20 protein-coding genes are annotated in these 20,795 nt (G+C 62.7%); 12 read left to right on the forward strand and 8 right to left on the reverse strand.

The genetic code is table 11. The annotated features are described in order from the left end of the window. Window positions 1-132: 132 nt before the first annotated feature. Entirely contained in the window at window positions 133-534 is a 402-nt protein-coding gene (locus NKG99_RS23375) for an SET domain-containing protein (protein WP_352871024.1), read from the forward strand. Here the strand turns inward: NKG99_RS23375 and NKG99_RS23380 are convergent. The 4 genes from NKG99_RS23380 to NKG99_RS23395 all read right to left on the reverse strand — a co-directional run bounded on the left by NKG99_RS23380 (window position 531) and on the right by NKG99_RS23395 (window position 3,657). Then, the gene (locus tag NKG99_RS23380; RefSeq protein WP_352871026.1) at window positions 531-1,481 is read right to left on the reverse strand and encodes a cytochrome c; all 951 of its coding nucleotides are present in this window, start codon (window positions 1,479-1,481) and stop codon (window positions 531-533) included. The genes NKG99_RS23375 and NKG99_RS23380 overlap by 4 nt on opposite strands. Window positions 1,482-1,490: 9 nt before the next feature. Beyond that, complete coding sequence (locus tag NKG99_RS23385; protein WP_352871028.1) at window positions 1,491-1,928, reverse strand: c-type cytochrome; 438 nt, start codon at window positions 1,926-1,928, stop codon at window positions 1,491-1,493. 140 nt (window positions 1,929-2,068) lie between these two features. After that, window positions 2,069-2,671: a superoxide dismutase gene (locus NKG99_RS23390; RefSeq protein ID WP_352871030.1), complete on the reverse strand. Its 603-nt coding sequence runs from the start codon at window positions 2,669-2,671 to the stop codon at window positions 2,069-2,071. Window positions 2,672-2,778: 107 nt separating this feature from the next. Next, a complete protein-coding gene (locus NKG99_RS23395; protein ID WP_352871032.1) occupies window positions 2,779-3,657 on the reverse strand; it encodes a branched-chain amino acid aminotransferase in 879 nt (292 codons plus the stop codon). A gap of 158 nt (window positions 3,658-3,815) precedes the next feature. Here NKG99_RS23395 and NKG99_RS23400 point away from each other — a divergent pair, with 158 nt between their 5' ends. Then, on the forward strand, window positions 3,816-4,478 hold the full coding sequence (locus tag NKG99_RS23400) for a haloacid dehalogenase type II (RefSeq protein ID WP_352871034.1): 663 nt from the start codon (window positions 3,816-3,818) through the stop codon (window positions 4,476-4,478). A 174-nt stretch (window positions 4,479-4,652) separates the two neighbouring features. Then, window positions 4,653-5,477 (forward strand): L,D-transpeptidase, encoded by an 825-nt coding sequence (locus NKG99_RS23405; RefSeq protein WP_352871036.1) that lies wholly within the window; start codon window positions 4,653-4,655, stop codon window positions 5,475-5,477. A 36-nt stretch (window positions 5,478-5,513) separates the two neighbouring features. Here NKG99_RS23405 and NKG99_RS23410 read toward each other — a convergent pair whose 3' ends face one another. Continuing rightward, on the reverse strand, window positions 5,514-7,061 hold the full coding sequence (locus NKG99_RS23410) for a helicase HerA-like C-terminal domain-containing protein (protein WP_352871038.1): 1,548 nt from the start codon (window positions 7,059-7,061) through the stop codon (window positions 5,514-5,516). Window positions 7,062-7,413: 352 nt separating this feature from the next. Between NKG99_RS23410 and NKG99_RS23415 the strand changes: the two genes are divergently transcribed. From NKG99_RS23415 to NKG99_RS23430, 4 genes are all read left to right on the forward strand, one after another. After that, on the forward strand, window positions 7,414-8,856 hold the full coding sequence (locus tag NKG99_RS23415; RefSeq protein WP_352871040.1) for a methylmalonyl-CoA mutase subunit beta: 1,443 nt from the start codon (window positions 7,414-7,416) through the stop codon (window positions 8,854-8,856). Next, complete coding sequence (gene scpA, locus NKG99_RS23420) at window positions 8,853-10,970, forward strand: methylmalonyl-CoA mutase (protein WP_352871042.1); 2,118 nt, start codon at window positions 8,853-8,855, stop codon at window positions 10,968-10,970. Before NKG99_RS23415 ends, scpA begins: the two co-directional genes overlap by 4 nt. 70 nt (window positions 10,971-11,040) lie before the next feature. Beyond that, on the forward strand, window positions 11,041-11,262 hold the full coding sequence (locus NKG99_RS23425; RefSeq protein WP_352871044.1) for an AbrB/MazE/SpoVT family DNA-binding domain-containing protein: 222 nt from the start codon (window positions 11,041-11,043) through the stop codon (window positions 11,260-11,262). Then, window positions 11,259-11,648 (forward strand): type II toxin-antitoxin system death-on-curing family toxin, encoded by a 390-nt coding sequence (locus NKG99_RS23430; RefSeq protein ID WP_352871046.1) that lies wholly within the window; start codon window positions 11,259-11,261, stop codon window positions 11,646-11,648. Before NKG99_RS23425 ends, NKG99_RS23430 begins: the two co-directional genes overlap by 4 nt. Here the strand turns inward: NKG99_RS23430 and greA are convergent. Next, window positions 11,645-12,118 (reverse strand): transcription elongation factor GreA, encoded by a 474-nt coding sequence (gene greA / locus NKG99_RS23435; RefSeq protein ID WP_352871047.1) that lies wholly within the window; start codon window positions 12,116-12,118, stop codon window positions 11,645-11,647. The genes NKG99_RS23430 and greA overlap by 4 nt on opposite strands. 120 nt (window positions 12,119-12,238) lie before the next feature. Between greA and NKG99_RS23440 the strand changes: the two genes are divergently transcribed. Further along, window positions 12,239-13,615: a TIGR03808 family TAT-translocated repetitive protein gene (locus tag NKG99_RS23440; protein WP_352871049.1), complete on the forward strand. Its 1,377-nt coding sequence runs from the start codon at window positions 12,239-12,241 to the stop codon at window positions 13,613-13,615. Between the two features lie 7 nt (window positions 13,616-13,622). Here NKG99_RS23440 and NKG99_RS23445 read toward each other — a convergent pair whose 3' ends face one another. Together NKG99_RS23445 and NKG99_RS23450 are read right to left on the reverse strand one after the other, a co-directional pair. Then, window positions 13,623-14,627: an asparaginase gene (locus tag NKG99_RS23445; RefSeq protein WP_352871051.1), complete on the reverse strand. Its 1,005-nt coding sequence runs from the start codon at window positions 14,625-14,627 to the stop codon at window positions 13,623-13,625. Between the two features lie 28 nt (window positions 14,628-14,655). After that, the gene (locus NKG99_RS23450; RefSeq protein WP_352871053.1) at window positions 14,656-15,822 is read right to left on the reverse strand and encodes an acetyl-CoA acetyltransferase; all 1,167 of its coding nucleotides are present in this window, start codon (window positions 15,820-15,822) and stop codon (window positions 14,656-14,658) included. Between the two features lie 200 nt (window positions 15,823-16,022). On the opposite strand from NKG99_RS23450, the gene betI reads away from it, so the two are divergent. The 4 genes from betI to betA are packed head-to-tail and all read left to right on the forward strand — an operon-like array spanning window position 16,023 to window position 20,785. Next, window positions 16,023-16,613 carry a choline-binding transcriptional repressor BetI gene (gene betI, locus NKG99_RS23455; RefSeq protein WP_352871055.1) on the forward strand — a complete coding sequence of 197 codons (591 nt, stop codon included), beginning with the start codon at window positions 16,023-16,025 and terminating at the stop codon, window positions 16,611-16,613. Then, the gene (gene betC / locus NKG99_RS23460) at window positions 16,610-18,139 is read left to right on the forward strand and encodes a choline-sulfatase (protein ID WP_352871057.1); all 1,530 of its coding nucleotides are present in this window, start codon (window positions 16,610-16,612) and stop codon (window positions 18,137-18,139) included. The genes betI and betC overlap by 4 nt, the downstream gene beginning before the upstream one ends. After that, window positions 18,136-19,140, forward strand: coding sequence for a threonine/serine dehydratase family protein (locus tag NKG99_RS23465; RefSeq protein ID WP_352871059.1), 1,005 nt, complete (start codon window positions 18,136-18,138; stop codon window positions 19,138-19,140). The genes betC and NKG99_RS23465 overlap by 4 nt, the downstream gene beginning before the upstream one ends. Further along, window positions 19,133-20,785 carry a choline dehydrogenase gene (betA, locus tag NKG99_RS23470; RefSeq protein WP_352871060.1) on the forward strand — a complete coding sequence of 551 codons (1,653 nt, stop codon included), beginning with the start codon at window positions 19,133-19,135 and terminating at the stop codon, window positions 20,783-20,785. Before NKG99_RS23465 ends, betA begins: the two co-directional genes overlap by 8 nt. The last annotated feature ends 10 nt before the right edge of the window (window positions 20,786-20,795 follow it).

Here is a 20,795-nt window from a genome sequence, read left to right on the forward strand (position 1 = left end):
CGCCAGTCGCCTTGGCGATCATGACTTTTTGAATTCCGCGCTGCTCATTTTGCTCGCAATTGCGATGGCCGCGCGCTACCCAGTGCGCGGCTTTTCCTAGGCCCGATAGCCCCAATCGCGTAAAGGTCCATCATGCTGCTCGTCGACGTCTATCTCGACAAATCGCCCATCCAGGGCATCGGCGTCTTTGCCAAGAACGCCATTCCCCGCGGCACGCTGATCTGGAAGCTGGATCCAAGGTTCGACCGGCTCATCGAGGTCGAAACTTATGAGCGCGAAGCCGGGCCGGTGAAGAACTATCTCGACCGCTACTCCTATCCCGACCGGCGCGACCCGAACTACATCGTCTTCGAAGCCGATGACGCGCGCTACATGAACCATGCCGATGAGCCGAATTGCGATGTCTCCTCGCCCGAGGAGACCTTTGCGCTGCGCGACATCGCTCCCGGCGAGGAGTTGACCTGCAACTACAACCATTTCTTCGAAACAGGCTTCGACTTTCTCGGCGACCGCCACCTGTCATCCGATGACTAGTTCGCCGTTTTCTTGCGCGCCGGATAGCCGTTGGGATGCGGCGGTATCGCCTTGAGATAGGCGGCGATGGCCGCACGGTCCTCCGGCGTCAATTGGGCCATGTTGCGCTGCACGTCGACCATGGCGCCGCCGACGGAATCGAAGTCGGGCGTAAAGCCGGTTTCGAGGTAGTTGGCGACGTCGGCTTCCGACCAATTGCCGATACCGCCCTCGCCCGATGTGATGTTGGGCACGATGCCCTTGCCCTCGGCAGCCACGGCACCTGCCAGCCACTCGCTTTTCTTCGTGCCGCCGGCAAAGTCGCGCGACGTGTGGCATTCGCCGCAGTGACCCGGCCCCTCGACCAGGTAACGGCCGGCCATCACTGGGTCAGGCGTGCCTTCGGGAAATGCCACGACCGGTTGGTTACGGAGGTAGAGCAGTTTCCACAGGGCGATGCCGCGACGAATGTTGAAGGGGAAACCGAGGGAATTCGCGGGCGCCTTGCCGGCGACGGCAGGCAACGTCTTCAGGAAGGCGTAGAGGTCGGCGATGTCGGCCGGGTTCATGCGCGCGTAGGAGGCATAGGGAAACGCCGGATAAAAATGTTCGCCAGAGGGCGACACGCCCTTCAGCATGGCGTTGGCGAGGTCCTCGACCGACCATGTGCCGATGCCATCCTTGGGGTCTTGCGAAATGTTGGGCGGAACGAAGGTTCCGAACGGCGTCTTGAGTTCGAGACCACCCACGAGTTGAAGCCGCGCATCGCCCTGCGAACCCGGCTTTGCATGGCAGGAGGTGCAGCCGCCGGCATAGAAAATGCGCTTGCCCTTGGCCGTGTCGCCGGGGCCGAGCTTGGCCAGGGTCTCACTGTCGAGCCTCACCGGCGCCGACAGGACCCACCCGGCAGCCGCGCCGACGCCGCCCAGAACGACGAGGGCGCCAACGAGTTTTTTCAGCCGGCGCATCGCCCGCTGTCAGCTCTTTTTCACCCGGTACGTCTGGTGGCAGGTGCCGCAATTGGACGCGATGGTGCCAAACTGCGTCTTCAACGCATCGACATCGGCAGGAGCGGCGGCGACCCCTGCCTTGATGTCGGCCAGATATTTGTCGTTGGCGGCCTTGAAGCCAGCCATGTCTTCCCAGATCTTCGGCGACGCCGTGGTATCGCCGGTGTTGCTGCCCGCCGGGAACAGCGCGTCGACATCCAATTTCTCCTCATTCGCTTGCAAGGCCTGCAGTGCCGTCAGCACCGCCGCAGCGTCAAAAGGCTCCTCGCCCTTGACCACCTTCGAAATGCCGCCGACGATCTTTCCACGCTCCTTCATCAGAGCCTGCCGGTCGAGGATCGGGTCGGCAAAGGCCGCCGACGCCGCGAGGGCGAGCATTGAGATGGCGATGACAAGCTTTCTCATTCATTTGGCTCCATGATGAAGGCATTTCGAGACAGGACGTTAACGGATGCCACAGGGAGAAAATTCCCTTCCCCGGATGATTTTTTGCTGCGACCCCGCAAAAGAAAAGCCCCGGATGCCGGGGCTTTTCTGGAGATCGGTCAGGCCTTCGCTTTTTCGTAGAGTTCGAGTACGTGATCCCAGTTGATCAGGCTGTCGACGAACGCCTCAAGATATTTCGGCCGGGCGTTGCGATAGTCGATGTAATAGGAGTGTTCCCAGACATCGACGCCGAGGATCGGCGACGCGCCATGGACGAGCGGGTTCTCGCCATTCGGCGTCTTCGAGATCGCCAGCTTGCCGTCCTTGACCGAGACCCAGGCCCAGCCGGAGCCGAACTGCGTCGTGCCGGCGGCAATGAAGTCGGCCTTGAACTTGTCGTAGCCGCCGAGATCGCTGTCGACCGCCTTCTGCAGGGCGCCCGGCAGCTTGTTGCCGCCGCCGCCCTTTTTCATCCACTTCCAGAAATGGATGTGGTTGTAGTGCTGGGCGGCATTGTTGAAGAGGCCGGCATTCTTGCCGAATGACTGCTTAACCACATCTTCGACCGATAGATCACCCAGGCCGGCCTCGGCAGCGAGCTTGTTGCCGTTGTCGACATAGGCCTTGTGGTGCTTATCGTGGTGATATTCCAGCGTCTCTTTCGACATGTAAGGCTGCAACGCCTCATAGTCGTAAGGCAGAGCGGGCAATTCAAAAGCCATGGATGATACTCCCTCGTGGAAAAATCCGGTGTGGATACCGGACTAAGATAGGTCTGGGATGGGTTGGGGCAACTCCGGAATGGAGCGCCGATCGCCTTTTTATCCGCTCAGGCGGCGGAAGTCGAATGCGCCCAATCCCAATAGAGTTCGCGCGCCTTCTTGGCCACCGGCCCAGGCTGCAGATTGCGATCCTCGATACGGGTGATCGGCACCACCTTGGAATGGTTCCCGGTCGAGAATATCTCATCCGCCTCGAGGAAATCGCGCACCGACAGCGTCTTTTCGGTGGTCTTGAAGCCATACTCGCCAAGCAGCGTCATGGTCCGCAAGCGGGTGATGCCGGACAGGAAGGTGCCGTTCGGCGCCGGCGTCATCACGTGGCCGTCCTTGACCAGGAAGATGTTCGAGGTTCCGGTTTCGGCGACGTTGCCCAGCATGTCGAGCACCATTGCGTTGTCGAAGCCGCGCATCTTGGCTTCGAGAATGGCACGACCGTTGTTGGGGTAGAGGCAGCCGGCCTTGGCGTTGGTCGGCATGGTCTCGATGGTAGGGCGGCGGAACGGCGACACCGTCACCGAAAAGCCGGTCGGCGGGATCATCGGCGATTCGTAGAGGCAAAGGCAAAAGCGGGTCGATGCCGGATCGGCCGGCACGCCCATATAGCCGCCATGCTCGGCCCAGTACATCGGCCTGATATAGACCGCTGTCTTGCCGTCGAACTTCTTCAGCCCATCCCATGTCAGCCCGACGATCTTGTCGGCGCTCATCGACGGCTTGAGGCCGAGTGCGATCGCCGAAGAATTCACCCTGGCGGCGTGAAGATCGAGGTCCGGCGCCACGCCCTCGAACCAGCGGCCGCCGTCGAACACGCTGGTGCCGAGCCACATGGCGTGGCTGCGCGGTCCCAGAATGGCGACATTGCCCTCATGCCAATCACCATCGACGAAAGTCCATGTCGCGGATTGCGCCGCAGCCGCCAGTGTCATCGTGTTTGTCCCGTCTCAATCGGTGTCGTGTGACAGCCATTGGAAGATGCTTTGGCGGGCGCCGTCAATCGGCATCGAAGAGTTTTGTTGAGGCCAGCGACGGGGCGCAATGCAATCAAAGCTTGCACCTTGCCGCGCCTGCCCTCAAAACTGTCGTCATGCAATACGCCGCCTACGTCTTCGACGCCTATGGCACGCTGTTCGACGTGCATGCCGCCGTGCGCCGCCATGCCGATCGGATCGGGCCGGAGGGCCAGTTGCTGTCCGAGATCTGGCGCGCCAAGCAGCTCGAATATTCCTGGGTGCGCACGCTGATGGGCGCCTATGCCGATTTCTGGCAGTTGACCGAACAGGCGCTCGATTTCGCCTTGCGCAAGGTTCCCTCGGCCGATCCCGGTCTCAAGGCGACATTGCTCGACGCCTACTGGCGGCTGGATTGCTATCCGGAAGTTCCGGCCGTGCTAAAGGCGCTCAAGGCTTCGGGAGCAAGACTGGCGATCCTGTCCAACGGTTCGCCCGAAATGCTGCGGGCCGCGGTCAAGTCCGCCGCGCTCGACCAGATTCTGGACCATATCTATTCCGTCGATACGGTGCGGCGCTTCAAGACCGATCCGGCGGTCTACGACATGGTCGCCACCGGTTGGCGCCTCTACCCCGGCGCGGTTTCCTTCCAGTCCTCCAATCGCTGGGACATCGCAGGCGCCACCAAATTCGGTTTTCGCACGGTGTGGATCAACCGTTCCAACCAGCCCGAAGAGTACCGGGACTTTCCACCTGCCCTGATCCTGCCGTCGCTCGAAGCTTTGGTGCCAGGTACCTAGCACGTGGACGTGTGTCCCCAGCGCCACAGTGGCGGCGCGGTCACAGCTTCGCCTTTGTTTGTCCACCTTCAAGCCAGAATCGGAACCGCCTATCGCCCCAGGTGTTGTCAGGCACCCGCGCAGCGATCGGCGCATTGACGCTTTGTTGCGATTTGAGACTTAAAGAAGGCAACCATGTCCAAAATCGAAATCGAATCCTATCGCCTGAGCCGTCGCGGCTTTCTCAACGCCGCAGCCTTAGGCGCTGCTTCGATCGCGGTTTCCGCATGCGCGACCACCGGACCGGGGCCGGTCGAACCACCGCCGCCAGCCTATATCGAGCCGCCGCTAGCCGACTATGTGACGATGTACGGAGCGGTCAGTGATGGCGGCTTCGATCTGCCGGCGATCCCGGTCGACAGGATCGATCCGCAGTTCCTGCGCCAGATCGTTCCCGATCCGACCGGGCAGAAGCCGGGAACGATCGTCGTCGATACCACCGGCCATTTCCTCTATCTGGTTCGCCCGGGCGGTCAGGCAATCCGTTATGGTGTCGGCCTAGGCCGCGCCGGTTTCGAATGGTCCGGCGACGCCGTCGTCCAGTGGAAGCAGAAATGGCCGAAATGGACGCCGCCGGATGAAATGATCGCCCGGCAGCCGGAATTGAAGCCATACAGCGCCGAAAATGGCGGCATGCCCGGCGGCCTGAAGAACCCGCTCGGCGCACGCGCGCTCTATCTCTTCCAGGGCAACGTCGACACGCTCTACCGCCTGCACGGCTCGCCGGAATGGAAGTCGATCGGCAAGTCGGTCTCGTCGGGCTGCGTACGCCTGATGAACCAGGACATCATCGATCTCTATGATCGCGTGCCCATGAAGACACCAGTTGTCGTCACCAGCGATGCCAGCCAGCCAGTGGTGGCGACGGCCCATCGCAGGGCTATCCCGATCGACGCCGGCGTGCCGGACGGATCGGTGCTGCTCGGCCCGTTGACAGAGATCACCAACTCGATTTTCTGAGCCGACGAGGCAGCGGCAACGGCGCGGCCTCAAGTCCTAACGCCCCCGTGACAGGCTGCCCAGGATGCCGCGCACGATTGCCCGGCCGACGGACGAGCCGACGGATCGCACCACCGACTTGATCGCCGCCTCGGCCACGGTCTGGCGATTGGACGGGCGTGGTGCAGGCGCGCGCCTGCCACCGGATTGCGGCGCGGGATCATCGTTGCCGAAGCCCGGAATGGTCCAACGTGAGCCGCCGCCGCCGGCCTGCTGCGCCTGCTCTTCGGCATTCTGCGCATCCCTGGCCTTTTTCTGCAGCATCTCGAAGGCCGATTCGCGATCGATGAGCTGATCATACTGGCCGGCGACCGGGCTTTCCTGGATCAGCTTTTGTCGCTCGGCAGCCGTTATGGGGCCAAGCCGCGAGGATGGCGGCCGGATCAATGTCCGCTGCACAATCGACGGAACACCCTTGACCTCAAGCGTCGAGACCAGCGCCTCGCCGGTGGCGAGCTGGGTAATGGCGGTCATGCAATCGAAATCGGGATTTGGTCGGAACGTTTCGGCCGCCGTCCTCACCGCCTGCTGCTCACGCGGCGTATAGGCGCGCAGCGCGTGCTGCACACGATTGCCGAGCTGGGCCAGAACCTTTTCAGGGATATCCAAAGGGTTCTGCGTGACGAAATAGACGCCGACGCCTTTCGAGCGGATCAGTCGGACCACTTGTTCGACGCGATCGATCAACACTTTGGGTGCTTCGTCGAACAGAAGATGCGCCTCGTCGAAGAAGAACACCAGCTTCGGCCTATCCGGGTCGCCGACTTCCGGCAGCACCTCGAACAGTTCCGACATCAGCCACAATAGGAACGTCGCGTAGAGCCGTGGGTTCATCATCAGCTTGTCGGCGGCAAGCACGCTGATGGCGCCGCGTCCGTCGCGGGTGGTGCGCATGATGTCGGCGATGCGCAGTGCCGGCTCGCCGAAGAAATTCGCCGCGCCCTGCTGCTCCAGGACCAGCAGCGTGCGCTGGATCGCCCCGACCGAGGGCTTCGTGACATTGCCGTAGCGCGAGCCGATCTCGTCGGCGCGCTCGGCGATGTTGGCCAGCAGCGCCTGCAGGTCCTTCATGTCGAGCAGAAGCAGGCCTTCTTCGTCCGCCAGGCGGAAGGCGATGTTCATGATGCCTTCCTGCGCCTCGCTCAGGTTCATCAGGCGCGACAGCAGCAACGGCCCCATTTCCGAAACCGTGGCGCGGATCGGATGGCCCTGTTCGCCGAACAGGTCCCAGAAGATGACCGGAAATTCCTGGAAGTCATAGGGGTCGAGCTTGACCTGCTCGGCCCGCTTGACGAGGAAATCCTGCGCCGTGCCCATCATCGCGATGCCGGACAGGTCACCCTTGATGTCGGCGCAGAAGACCGGCACGCCGGCGTTGGAAAAACCTTCGGCCAGTATCTGCAAGGTGACGGTCTTGCCGGTACCGGTGGCGCCGGTCACCAGGCCATGACGATTGCCATATTGCAGCAACAGCTGCTCGGCACGCTGATAGCTGTCGTCGGGCTTGCGGCTGGCGCCGATGAAAATACTGGTGTCGTCAGCCATATGTCCGGTCTCCGCAAACTGATGTGTTTAAAGCCAGTGGCCTTGCCGCAGGTATAGTGAGGCCGTTGCACAGCGACAATGCCATTCGTTCAAGTCGGGATCATTCGTCCAATGGTGGCAATCGTTCAAATCAGGCCAATCGTTCAATCGGGGGCAACACTCCAAATCGATCTTTTGAAGCTTGCGGATTTTGCCGGTGTTTGGCAATCGTTCATGGTTCGTGCACGCAGGCCGACCTATATCTGTTGGATCGAATTCGGCCGCTGAAAGCGCATTACATTGCGATATCGGACCGAGAACCGTAGACTGAACCGCTCCAGGCTGGTGCGGCCGCATTAAACGAGGAAGACGGATGGGCGCCGGAGCCTTGACCAAGGATGTCGAACCAGAGAACGCCGAGCGCCAGCGATGGCTAGCCCTGGCGGAAAAGGCACTGGCCGGCGCATCCTTCGAAGAGAAGCTGGTCTCGCATACCGACGACAACATCCGCATCGAACCGCTCTACGACCGCAGCACCGCTGCGGAACCGACCGTGCGCGCCAACCCGAAATCGCCCTGGATCGTCAGCCAGCGCATCGACGATCCGGATATCGACCGCGCCAGAACCCAGGCTCAAGACGACATAGCGCAAGGCGCCACGGGATTATCGCTTGTCTTCGAAGGAGCGCCGAACGCGTTCGGCTACGGCTTGCCGAGAACGGCGGAAGCGCTTGAGATGGTGCTGGACGGCGTACCGCTGAACCGCGTCCAGGTTCGCATCGACGCCCATCCCTGGAGCCGCGCCGTGGCCGACTGGCTGGTGGCGTTCCTGAGCAAGCGCCGGTCCGACCCGGCAAAGCTCAACCTCTCCTTCGGCATCGATCCGGCGGCGATCTTCGCCGGAACCGGCGGGCTGCGCATGTCGATCGAGGCATTGCAGGCCTCGATGCCGCAATCGCTGGCGCACTTCTTCTCGATGGGCGTTCCGGGCGTGCTTCTGGAGGCGGACGGGCGTGTGTTCCACAACGCCGGCGCGACGGAAGCGCAGGAACTTGGCATCATGCTGGCTTCGGCGGTCTCCTATCTCAGAATGTTCGAGACGGCGCGGCAGCCGCTCGTCTATGCCGCGCCCCATATCGGCTTTGCGCTCAGCGTCGACCAGGACCAGTTGCTGTCGATGGCCAAGGTGCGGGCACTGCGCAGGCTCTGGACGCGGGTGCAGGAAGCCTGCTCGATCCCCAATTCCACGGCCAACATCCATGCCGAGACGTCGTTTCGCATGATGACGGCCATGGATCCGGAGACCAACATCCTGCGCACCACGATTGCCTGCTTTGCCGCGGCGTCCGGAGGCGCCGATTCGATCTCGATCTTGCCGCACACGATCGCGCATGGCTTGCCAGCGGGGTTTGCGCGTCGCGTTGCCCGCAACACGCAGCTGATCATGGCTAATGAAAGCCATATCGATCATGTCGCCGATCCTGCCTATGGTTCCGGCGCGGTCGAAGCGCTGACCACCAAACTCTGCGAGATGGCTTGGACGGAATTGCAGACAATCGAGGCCGAGGGCGGCGTCTTGTCCAGCCTTCAGGACGGACATATCCAGAAGCGCGTTCACGCCGCTGCAGCGCAGCGCAACGCAGCCTACCGGGCAGGCGAACGGACCATCATCGGCACCACGCTTTACCCGCTGAAAAGCGAACCTCCGGTCGAAACGCTCGCGGCGGAACGGCGGCCCGCCTTCACGGAAGGCGTTGCCGTCTGTGAGCCGCTGTTTCCGGTCCGCATCGACCAATCCATCGGAGCCGCCTCTTGATCCCCGATTTCAGCCAGATCGGTTGGGTCCCGCCACGGCGCGCACCCGTCGAGGTCAAAGGCCAGCGGACGACGCCGGAAGGACTTATCGCGAAGCATCTGTACAATCAGAGCGACCTCAAGGGGTTGCCGTATCTCGACACCTACCCGGGCCTGCCGCCCTTCGTGCGCGGCCCCTACCCGACCATGTATGTCCAGCAGCCCTGGACGATCCGGCAATATGCCGGCTTCTCGACGGCCGAAGAATCCAACGCCTTTTACCGGCGCAATCTGGCCGCCGGCCAGAAGGGCCTGTCGGTCGCCTTCGATCTTGCCACGCATCGCGGCTATGACAGCGACCATCCGCGCGTTGCCGGCGATGTCGGCATGGCGGGCGTCGCCATCGATTCCATTCTCGACATGCGGCAGCTCTTCGACGGCATTCCGCTCGGCGAGATGACAGTGTCGATGACGATGAACGGCGCGGTGCTGCCGATCATGGCGCTCTACATCGTCGCTGCGGAAGAGCAGGGCGTTGAGCAGAAGGATCTTGCCGGCACCATTCAGAACGACATCCTGAAGGAGTTCATGGTCCGCAACACCTATATCTATCCGCCGAAACCCTCGATGCGGATCGTGTCGGACATTTTCTCCTACACGTCGAAGAACATGCCGAAGTTCAATTCGATATCGATCTCCGGCTATCACATGCAGGAGGCCGGCGCGACAGCCGACTTGGAGCTTGCCTACACGATTGCCGACGGCATCGAATATGCCCGCGCCGGCGTTGCGGCGGGCCTCGATATCGACCGCTTCGCGCCGCGCCTGTCCTTCTTCTGGGCGATCGGCATGAACTTCTTCATGGAAGTCGCCAAACTGCGGGCCGCGCGCCTGTTGTGGGCGACCCTGATGAAGAAGAATTTTTCGCCGAAGGACGAGCGCTCGCTGTCACTGCGCACCCATTGCCAGACCTCGGGCTGGTCGCTGACGGCGCAGGATCCCTACAACAACATTATCCGCACCATGATCGAGGCGATGGCAGCGACACAGGGGCACACGCAGTCGCTGCACACCAATTCCTTCGACGAAGCGATGGCGCTGCCGACCGACCACTCGGCGCGCATCGCCCGCAACACACAGCTCATCCTGCAAAAGGAATCCGGCACCACGCGCGTCATCGATCCGTGGGGCGGCTCGGCCTATCTCGAACGGCTGACGCATGACCTCGTGGCGCGCGCGCTTGCCCATATCGAGGAGGTCGAGGCACTTGGCGGTATGGCCGCCGCGACCGAACAGGGCATTCCCAAGCTGCGCATAGAGGAAGCCGCCGCACGCACGCAGGCGCGCATCGATTCCGGCGAACAAATGCTGGTCGGCGTCAACGCGCATCGGCCCGAGACTGACATCGAGGTCGACGTGCTGAAGATCGACAACGCCGAAGTCAGGGCCCGGCAATTGTCGAAGCTGCAACGGCTGAAGGGTACGCGCGATGTCGCCGCGGTCGAAAGCGCGCTCGATGCGCTGACCCGTGCCGCGCAGGGCAATGAAAACCTGCTGGAGTTCGCCATCCGCGCCGCGCGCGCCAATGCCACGGTCGGCGAGATTTCATTTGCGTTGGAAAGGGTCTTTGGTCGCCACGTCGCCACGGTGCAGACCATTTCCGGCGTCTATCGCAAGGCCCTTGGCGACCATCCCGTGGTCGACGGGCTGCAGGACAAGCTCGACGCCTTTGAAAAGAAAACTGGCGGCAAGCCGCGCATTCTCGTCGCCAAGATGGGACAGGACGGCCACGATCGTGGGCAGAAGGTTATCGCCACGGCCTTCGCCGATCTCGGCTTCGACGTCACCGTCGGAGCGATGTTCCAGACACCCGATGAGATCGCCAGGCTGGCGGTCGCGCAGGATGTCCATATCGTCGGCGCCTCGTCGCTGGCGGCGGGGCATCTGACGTTGATCCCCGAACTGCGCGACGCGCTGAAGAAGCTCGGCCGCGGCGACATGCTGATCGTCGCCGGCGGCGTTATCCCGCCGCAGGACTATGACGCGGTGCTGCAAGCAGGTGCGGCGGAAATCTTCCCGCCGGGCACCGTCATTCCGGAAGCGGCGGATCGCTTGCTGGACCGGTTGCTGGCCTAGCCTGTTATAATACCTGTTGCAACAGCGCGCCGATCCAGTTATAATCGGCGTTGCAACAGGATGATCCATCATGAACACGACCATTCGCAAGATAGGCAATTCCGAAGGTGTTATCCTGCCCAAGGAGCTGCTCGACCGTTTGAACATGAAGACCGGCGATCAGCTTCAGATCGTCGAAACGGACAAGGGTATTGCTCTTGAGCCGATGGATGACAGTTTCGAACGGCAGATGGAAGCTGCTCGCCAGGTCATGGACAAATACAAGGTCGCACTTCAGAAGCTCGCGGAATGAACTGGGAGTTTCTGTCACGTCGCGCGGTCGAAGCGATGCATGCCGAGCAATTGCGCAGGCATGGTGGAGCGCCAGGTTTGAGAGATGAAAATGCTCTTGAATCGGCGCTCGCCCGTGCTGAAAACAAGGCGAACTATGGGGATCCGGCGATCGAGGATCTCGCTGCCGCCTATGTCTTTGGCATTGCCAGGAATCATGCCTTTGTCGACGGCAACAAGCGTACCGCCATCGTGGCCGCAGGCGCATTTTTGATCGTGAACGGCCATGTCCTGACAGCCGACAACGGCACGCTTTACGAATTCGTCATGGCAGTTGCTTCAGGCGAAATCGATGAAGCCGGCGCCGCAGCCTTCTTCCGCGATCATGTCGTCAAGCTAGAGGATTAGCTGTCGGAGAGCTTGACGATTTCCCATTCCTTGCCGTTGACGCTTGCCACGTCGCCGACCTTCTTGCCGAACAGGGCGACCGCCATCGGCGATACGTGGGAAATGGTCCCCTTGGCCGGGTCGGCTTCGTCCTCGCCGACGATTTTCCAGTGCACCTTCCTGCCGTCATCGCCCTCGAGTGTGACGCCCATGCCGAAGCGTACAAGGTCGCTGCCCGGTTCCGGCACCGACAACTCGGCGCTTTCACGCCGGGCGGTCCAGTAGCGCAGATCGCGCGACACCACCGCGATGCGCTCGCGGTCTGCCTTCCTCTCGGCTTTCGCCAGTATATCGCGCAGATCGGCGAGATTCTCCTCGATCATCGCCAGGCCGCGCTCCGTCACAAGATTGCGGTGATGGCTGATTGGCCGCTCGCCGACACCGGCAATGGCGTTTTCGCTGTCTTCCTCGCGCGTGAAAGCTCTGCTCATCGTCTGAACTTAGGCGCGGAAAGGCTGCTCGACAAGCCATTGTCGTTGCCCTCGACGGAAGAGGCAGACCGGCTGGCATGATTCCTGCGGTGTCAGGGTTGAAAGCCAGGACCTGTGCCGATGTTGAACAGACGAACGCTGCTGACCGGAACCGCCGGCTTTGCCGTCATGGGCCTCTCGCTTGGCAAGGCGGCGGCCGCCAGCCTGACCGGCATCGAGAAAGCCTCGATGCGCGGCTCGATCAATGCCACCGAACTCGGCGTGCAGCCCGGTACCTTCGACGATCAGAGCAAGGCCTTCGCCAAGCTGCTGCGCGACGCAAACGACCGCGACATGCCGGTGTTCCTGCCGCCGGGCGCCTATGTGGTGTCGAACCTCTCGCTGCCCGGCCGCGTGCGTCTTTCCGGCGTGCCTGGGGCAACGCGCATCGTTTACGGCGGCGACGGTCATCTCTTCATGGCAGAACAGGCCGATCATATCGAACTCAGCGGACTGGTCTTCGACGGCGCAAACCGCACGATGGGCGACTACGCGCAAGGGCTGCTCGATCTGCGCCGTGTCGCGCATCTGGTCGTCGACAATTGTCAAATAACCGGCAGCGGCAAGAACGGGCTGGCTCTGGAACACGCGACGGGCCGGGTCGAGCGCTCGCAGATATCGGGAGCTGCCGATGCCGGCATCTATTCGGTCGAGGCCGGCGGGCTGGCGATCACGGGCAACACCGTCTCCGACTGCGCCAATGGCGGCATTCTCGTGCACCGCTGGCAGGCGGCGGAAGACGGCACCATGGTCACCGGCAATCGCGTCGAACGGATCCAGGCGCGCAGCGGCGGGACCGGCCAGAACGGCAATGGCATCAATGCCTTCCGGGCCGGCAATGTCGTCATTTCCGGCAACATCGTCTCGGACTGCGCCTTTTCGGCGATCCGCGCCAACAGCGCCAGCAATCTGCAGATATCGGGCAACACCTGCTCGCGCTCGGGCGAAACAGCGGTTTACTCCGAGTTCTCGTTCGAAGGCGCCGTCATAAGCAACAACATCGTCGACGGAGCCGCCAACGGCATCTCGATCGTCAACTTCAACGAAGGCGGCCGTATGGGTGTGTGCTCGGGCAACATCGTGCGCAATCTGTCGACCAGCGGCCCCTACCCCGCCGACTCGCCTGGATTCGGCGTCGGCATCGGGGTCGAGGCCGACACGACCGTTTCCAACAACGTCATCGAGAACGCACCGCTCTACGGCATGCAGATCGGCTGGGGTCCGTATCTGCGCAATGTCGTCGCCACCGGTAACATCATCCGCAAGGCTGGAACGGCCATCGTCGTGTCCGTGGTCGAGGGCGCCGGCACGGCCGTCATATCAGACAATGTCATCGACGGCGCGTTGAACGGAGCCGTTGTCGGCCAGCGCTGGGCCGAGCCGGCGACGGGTGACCTGGCGTCATCGGACAATAGCGGCTACGCGCATCTGACCGTCGAGCGCAATCACGTCAGTTGAGGGCGGTTTAATTCAAGGCTGCGGTGGGCCTCAGCGCCCCAACCTTGGCGCCGTTCCGGCTTTGGATCGGCGCTTTCGCCAGGTCGGTTAGCTTAGCTGCCAAGGCCTCGTCAGCGCGCAACAATTTGGCAAGAACGGCGGCAACCATGGCTTCGCCGGAGCGGCCGGCGCCATCATCGCATTTGAGTGCGATACCAAGACCAAGTTCCGGAATTGCGGCACAATGGACGCCTTCGGCGCCGCCTTTCGTGAAAATGCGCCCTGGTGCGGCCACCATCAGGGCGACGTCTTCGCGGCCGGTTCCGGCAACGAAGAAGGGCTCGGCCATGCAGGCGGCCAGCAGGCGCTTCGCGGCCTTGGCTCGCTCGGGACCAAAACCATTTGTCGTTGCCATACGTGCAAAGCCGAGCGCGAAGCTCCGGAGCGGCACCGCATAGGTCGGGATCGAGCAGCCATCGGTCGCTCGCTCGTCCGCGCCATGGACAGCGCCCGTGACCGATTGCATGGCGTCGCGCACCATCTCCTGCAGGCCGTGTCCTGGCTTGACATAGTCGCGATGCGCAATGCCGGCGTGGACGCATGTACAGAGGAAGCCGGAATGCTTGCCGGAACAATTGTTGTGCAATGCGTTCGGCGAGCCGCCGGAGCGGGCGAGCGCAATCTCGGCTTCATGATTGGATGGCCAATGCGTGCCGCATTCGAGCGCCGACCCGTCCAGCCCGGCCCTGGCCAGCATGGACCGCGCCAGTTCGACATGTGCCGGCTCGCCCGAATGGGACGCGCAGGCAAGCGCCAACTCGCGGTTGCCGAAGCCATAGGCGTCGGCCGCGCCGCTTTCGACCAGCGGCAATGCCTGGATCGCCTTGACCGCCGAGCGCGGGAACACCGGCTTGGCCGTATCGCCGATCTCCCAAACCGGTTTGCCATCGGCATCGAAGACCGCGACCGCGCCACGATGCGCGCTCTCGACGATCGCGCCGCGCAAGACTTCGATCAGAACCGGATCTGTCATGGCTACCCCGCAAAAATACGGGCTGCTTCTACCTGATCCGGTCCAATATTGAAACGTAGTTGGCGACCGCCGCACCGCCCATGTTGAAGATGCCGCCGAGTTTTGCACCGGGCACCTGAATGCCGCCGGCTTCGCCGACAAGCTGCATGGCGGTCAAGACATGCATCGACACGCCCGTGGCGCCGATCGGATGGCCCTTGGCCTTCAGCCCGCCGGATGGGTTGACCGGCAGGCGGCCATCCTTGGCCGTTGTGCCGTCCAGCGCCAGTCTGGCGCCCTCGCCCGGCTTGGCCAGACCCATCGCCTCATATTCGATCAGTTCGGCAATGGTGAAGCAGTCATGCGTTTCGACGAAGGAAAGATCCTCGAGCGTCACGCCGGCGTTCTTAAGCGCCCGGGTCCAGGCCTGCTCGCAGCCTTCGAAGGTCAGGATGTCGCGCTTCGACATCGGCAGGAAATCCTGCACATGCTCGTTGGCGCGGAAGGCAACGGCACGCCGCATCTTCAGTGCCGTCGCGGTGTCGGCAAGGATAAGGGCAGCGGCGCCGTCGGAGACAAGCGAGCAGTCGGTGCGCTTCAGCGGGCCGGCAACGAACGGGTTCTTCTCGCTCTCCTGACGGCAGAACTCATAGCCGAAATCCTTGCGCATCTGCGCATAGGGGTTGTCGACGCCGTTCTTGTGGTTCTTGGCGGCAATCATCGCCAGCGCGTCCGACTGGTCGCCATAGCGCTGGAAATAGGCCTGCGCGATCTTGCCGAAGACGCCGGCGAAACCCGCGGGCGTGTCGCCATCCTCGGGCAGATAGGACGCCTTGAGCAGGTTCTTGCCGATCTCCGGCCCGGGCGTCGTCGTCATCTGCTCGGCACCTACCACCAGCACGACGCGGGCGGCATTCGCATCGATGGCGCGGATGCCTTGCCGGACCGCCGCCGACCCGGTGGCGCAAGCGTTCTCGACGCGCGTCGCCGGCTTGAAGCGCAGCCGGTCGTCGGCCTGAAGCACCAGGCTGGCGGTGAAATCCTGCGCCGAAAAGCCGGCGTTGAAGTGGCCGAGCACGATCTCGTCGACCTCGTCCGGGCCGATGCCGGCATGGTCGAGCGCGTCCGTTGCCACCTTGACGATCAGGTTTTCGAGCGTTTCGCCCTCGAGCTTGCCGAAGCGCGAATGCGCCCAGCCAACGATGCATGCGGTCATGGCGGTCTCCATCCTTGGCGCCAGCCTAGCATGTGGGCTCAAGGCGCACGTCGTATTTATTGTTCAAAGATAAACAATCCGACCCGCTTCGTGAAGGGCTGGAATCGGACAATCGCTTGGTACAAACAAAGCCAGTGCTGATTTTTTTGTTGATTGACCCGTCAATAAAAAATAATCCTGCTTCAAAGGATCATAGCGAGATGCCGAAAGTCGGAATGGAACCGCTGCGCCGCAAGGCGCTCATCAATGCGACGATCTCGGCGATCGGCGAGCGCGGTTCACTCGACGTGACCATGTCCGAGATCGCCGGGCGCGCCGGCGTGTCGTCCGCCCTTGCCCATCATTATTTCGGCGCCAAGGACGAATTGTTGCTGGCGACGATGCGGCACATCCTGGCCGAACTGACCATCGACATGCGACGCGCCCTGCAATCCGCCAACACCGCGCGCGAGCGCGTCTCGGCCGTGGTGGCCGTCAACTTCTCCGACATTCAGTTCCAGCCGCAAACCATCGCCGCCTGGCTTGCCTTCTATGTCGAGGCACAGAAATCCTCGGCCTTGCGCCGGTTGCTCAGGGTCTACGCGCGGCGCCTGCACTCCAATTTGATGAGCGGCCTGACCGGCATCCTGCCCAAAGCCGAAGCCGACCGCGCCGCCGAAGCGACAGCGGCGATGATTGACGGGCTCTATATCAGGCGGGCGTTGAAGGACGGCGTGCCTGATGCCGCGACCGCGATCGCGCTGGTCGAGGACTATCTCGAAACCAAACTTGGCGAGCGGCGCAAACAGTGACAACGAAGCAACCCAATTTCCTGATCGTCATGGTCGATCAGCTCAACGGGACCCTGTTTCCGGACGGCCCGGCGGAGTTTCTGCACACACCGCATCTGAAAGCGTTGGCCGCACGTTCGGCGCGCTTTGCCAACAACTACACGGCGTCGCCGCTCTGCGCGCCGGGCCGTGCCTCGTTCATGAGCGGGCAGTTGCCGTCGCGCACCGGTGTCTATGACAATGCGGCCGAATTCGTCTCATCGGTCCCGACCTTCGCCCATCATCTGCGCGCCGCCGGCTACTACACCTGCCTGTCGGGCAAGATGCATTTCGTCGGGCCTGATCAACTGCACGGTTTCGAGGAGCGGCTGACCACCGACATCTACCCGGCCGATTTCGGCTGGACGCCGGATTATCGCAAGCCCGGCGAGCGCATCGAGTGGTGGTACCACAATCTAGGCTCGGTCACCGGCGCCGGCGTCGCCGAGACCACCAACCAGATGGAGTATGACGACGAGGTCGTGTTCCTCGCCACGCAGAAGCTCTATCAGCTTTCGCGCGAACAGGACGATGCGAACCATCGGCCCTGGTGCCTCACTGTCTCGCTGTCGCACCCGCACGATCCCTATGTCGCGCGTAAGCAGTATTGGGATCTCTATGAGCATTGCCAGGCGCTGGATCCGGAAACCGGGTTCATCGCGCATGACGAACAGGATACGCATTCCCGGCGGCTGTACCACGCCAGCGACTATTCCTCTTTCGAGATCACGCCAGAGCAGGTTCGTCGCTCGCGGCGCGGCTATTTCGCCAACATCTCCTATGTCGACGACAAGCTCGGCGAGCTTCTGGACGTGCTTGAGCGCACCCGCATGGCCGACGACACCATCGTCCTGTTCTGCTCGGACCACGGCGACATGCTCGGCGAGCGCGGCCTGTGGTTCAAGATGAGCTTCTTCGAAGGCTCGGCGCGGGTGCCGCTGATGATTGCCGGCAAGGGGGTGCCAGCCGGGCTGATCGAGGCGCCGGTCTCCAATCTTGATGTGACACCGACGCTTTGCGACCTCGCCGGCATCGACATTGAGGCGATCGCGCCGTGGACCGACGGCCAGTCGCTGCTGCCGCTCACCCAGGGCATTGAGCGCACCGCGCCTGTGCTGATGGAGTATGCGGCGGAAGGCTCCTGCGCGCCCTTGGTGGCAATCCGCGACGGCAGATACAAATTCGTCCATTGCGAGCTCGATCCACCGCAGTTGTTCGATCTCGAAACCGATCCGCTCGAGCGAAACAATCTGGCGGAGAGCCCGGCCTATGCGGGCCTGGTGGCTGATTTCATGGACAAGGTTCGGGCGCGCTGGGACATGGTAGGCTTCGATGCCGCCGTCCGCGAAAGCCAGGCGCGCCGCTGGGTCGTCTATCCGGCGCTGCGCAACGGCGCCTACTACCCCTGGGATTTCCAGCCGCTGCAAAAGGCGTCCGAGCGTTTCATGCGCAACCACATGAACCTCGACAATCTCGAAGAGAGCAAAAGGTATCCGCGAGGCGAATGATGGCAGACCTTCTCGTCCCCTCGCTCGACCATCTCAGACAGGCCTATGCCGTCACCTCACGGGCGACGCAGATCACGCCGCTACTCGAATCGACGGCACTGGCCCGTGAGACGGGTGCGGCACGCGTCTTCATCAAGCCGGAATCGCTGCAATGGGCAGGCTCGTTCAAGGTGCGCGGCGCCTACTGGCGTCTAAAGCAGCTTTCGGCTGACGAAGCCAGGAAAGGCGTCGTCGCCTATTCCTCCGGCAATTTCGCGCAAGGGCTGGCGGCTGCCGGCCAGGCGCTTGGCATTCCCGTCACCATCGTCATGCCGATCGACGCACCGGTCGCCAAGCGCGACGCCACGGCAGGCTATGGCGCTCGTGTCGTGCTCACCGACCATGGCGAGCGTGCGCGAGAAGAGGTCGCCGCCGCCAAGGCACGCGAGATCGCCGAGACCGAAGGTCTGGCCCTGCTGCATCCGTTCGACGACCCGGAGATCGTCGCCGGCCAGGCGGGCGCCGGTCTCGAAGCGATCGACCAGCTTGAGGCCAAGGGTTCCAGCGCCGACCTTTTGTTCTGCTCGGTCGGTGGCGGTGGGTTGATCGGCGGCGTTTCGCTTGCCTTCCACTATCTCTCGCCGGCCACTGAAATCATCGGCGTCGAGCCGGAAGGTTTCAACGGTATGGGCGCGTCGCTGGCGCGTGGCAGCATCGAGACGATGCCGATCGGGCCGAAGTCGATCTGCGATGGGCTGATGTCGCGTCGGCCGGGCGACGCGCCCTTTGCCGCGGTCAAGACCGCTGGTGTTCGCGGCATCACCGTCGACGATTCCTCGGTGCGGCGCGCCATGCGGATCGCCTTCGAGCGCATGAAGCTGGTGCTCGAACCATCGGGAGCGGCGTCGCTCGCGGCACTGCTCGGCGGCAAGGTGGATGTGAAGGACAAGACCGTCCTTGTCGTGGCTACCGGCGGCAATGTCTCGCTCGCCGATTTTATGGCGCATATGAACCATGCTTGAAGCGGATTTCGTCATCATCGGCTCCGGCTCGGCCGGCTCGGCCATGGCCTATCGCCTGTCCGAGGACGGCAAGCATTCGGTCATCGTCATCGAATTCGGTGGCAATGATATCGGGCCGCTGATCCAGATGCCGTCGGCGCTGTCGATCCCGCTCAACATGAGCCTGTATGATTGGGGCTTTGCCAGCGAGCCGGAACCGCATCTCGGCGGCCGCGTGCTGGCGACACCGCGCGGCAAGGTGATCGGCGGCTCGTCCTCGATCAACGGCATGGTCTATGTGCGCGGCCATGCGCGCGACTTCGACCATTGGGCCGAAGAGGGTGCGGCTGGCTGGAGCTTTGCCGACGTGCTCCCCTATTTCAAGCGCATGGAGGACTCCGACGGCGGCGAGGACGGCTGGCGCGGTCACGGTGGGCCGCTGCATGTGCAGCGCGGCTCGCGCCGCAATCCGCTCTACGGCGCCTTTGTCGAGGCCGGCCGCCAGGCCGGGTTCGAACTGACCGACGACTACAACGGTTCCAAGCAAGAAGGTTTTGGGCCGATGGAGCAAACCATCAGCGGCGGCCGTCGCTGGTCGGCGGCATCGGCCTATCTGAAGCCGGCGCTTGGGCGCAAAAATGTGAGCCTGGTCAAAGGCTTTGCTCGGCGGGTGATCATCGAGAATCAACGCGCCATCGGCGTTGAGATCGAAGCTCGCAAACAGATTCAGGTCGTTAAGGCACGACGTGAGGTGATCGTCGCCGCATCATCGATCAATTCGCCCAAGATCCTGATGCTTTCCGGTATCGGCCCAGCCGAGCATCTGCGCGAAAACGGCATTGCCGTGGTGGCCGACCGGCCCGGCGTCGGCCGCAATTTGCAGGACCATATGGAGCTCTACATCCAGCAGGAATCATTGCTGCCGATCACGCTCAATTCCGTGCTCAACCCGTTTTCGAAAGCGCTCATCGGCGCGCAGTGGCTGTTCTTCAAGACCGGCCTTGGCGCCACCAACCATTTCGAAGCGGCGGCCTTCGTGCGCTCACGTGCCGGCGTCGACTACCCCGATATCCAGTACCACTTCATCCCGGCAGCTGTCCGCTATGACGGCAAGGCGGCGGCGAAGGCGCACGGCTTCCAGGCGCATGTCGGGCCGATGCGTTCGAAGTCGCGCGGCTCGGTGACGCTGCGCTCGCCGGACCCGAAATCGCAGCCGATGATCCGCTTCAACTACATGTCGCACCCAGACGACTGGGCGGAGTTCCGCCGTTGCATAAGGCTGACGCGCGAAATCTTCGGCCAGTCGGCGTTCGATCCCTATCGGGGCAAGGAAATCTCGCCGGGCTCGCACGTACAGTCGGACGATGATCTCGACGTCTTCATTCGCGACCACGCCGAGAGCGCCTACCATCCTTGCGGCACCTGCAAGATGGGCCGCGCCGACGACATGATGAGCGTCGTCGATCCGGAGTGCCGGGTCATCGGTGTCGAAGGCTTGCGGGTCGCAGATTCCTCGATCTTCCCGCGCGTCACCAACGGCAACCTCAACGCGCCCTCGATCATGACCGGTGAGAAGGCATCCGACCACATCCTTGGCCGCACGCCGCTGGCGCCGTCCAATCAGGAACCATGGATCAATCCGCGCTGGCAGGCGTCGGACAGATAGAGCATGATCC

The organism is Mesorhizobium sp. M1409 (assembly GCF_040317535.1).
In the GTDB taxonomy this organism is placed as follows: Bacteria; Pseudomonadota; Alphaproteobacteria; order Rhizobiales; family Rhizobiaceae; genus Mesorhizobium.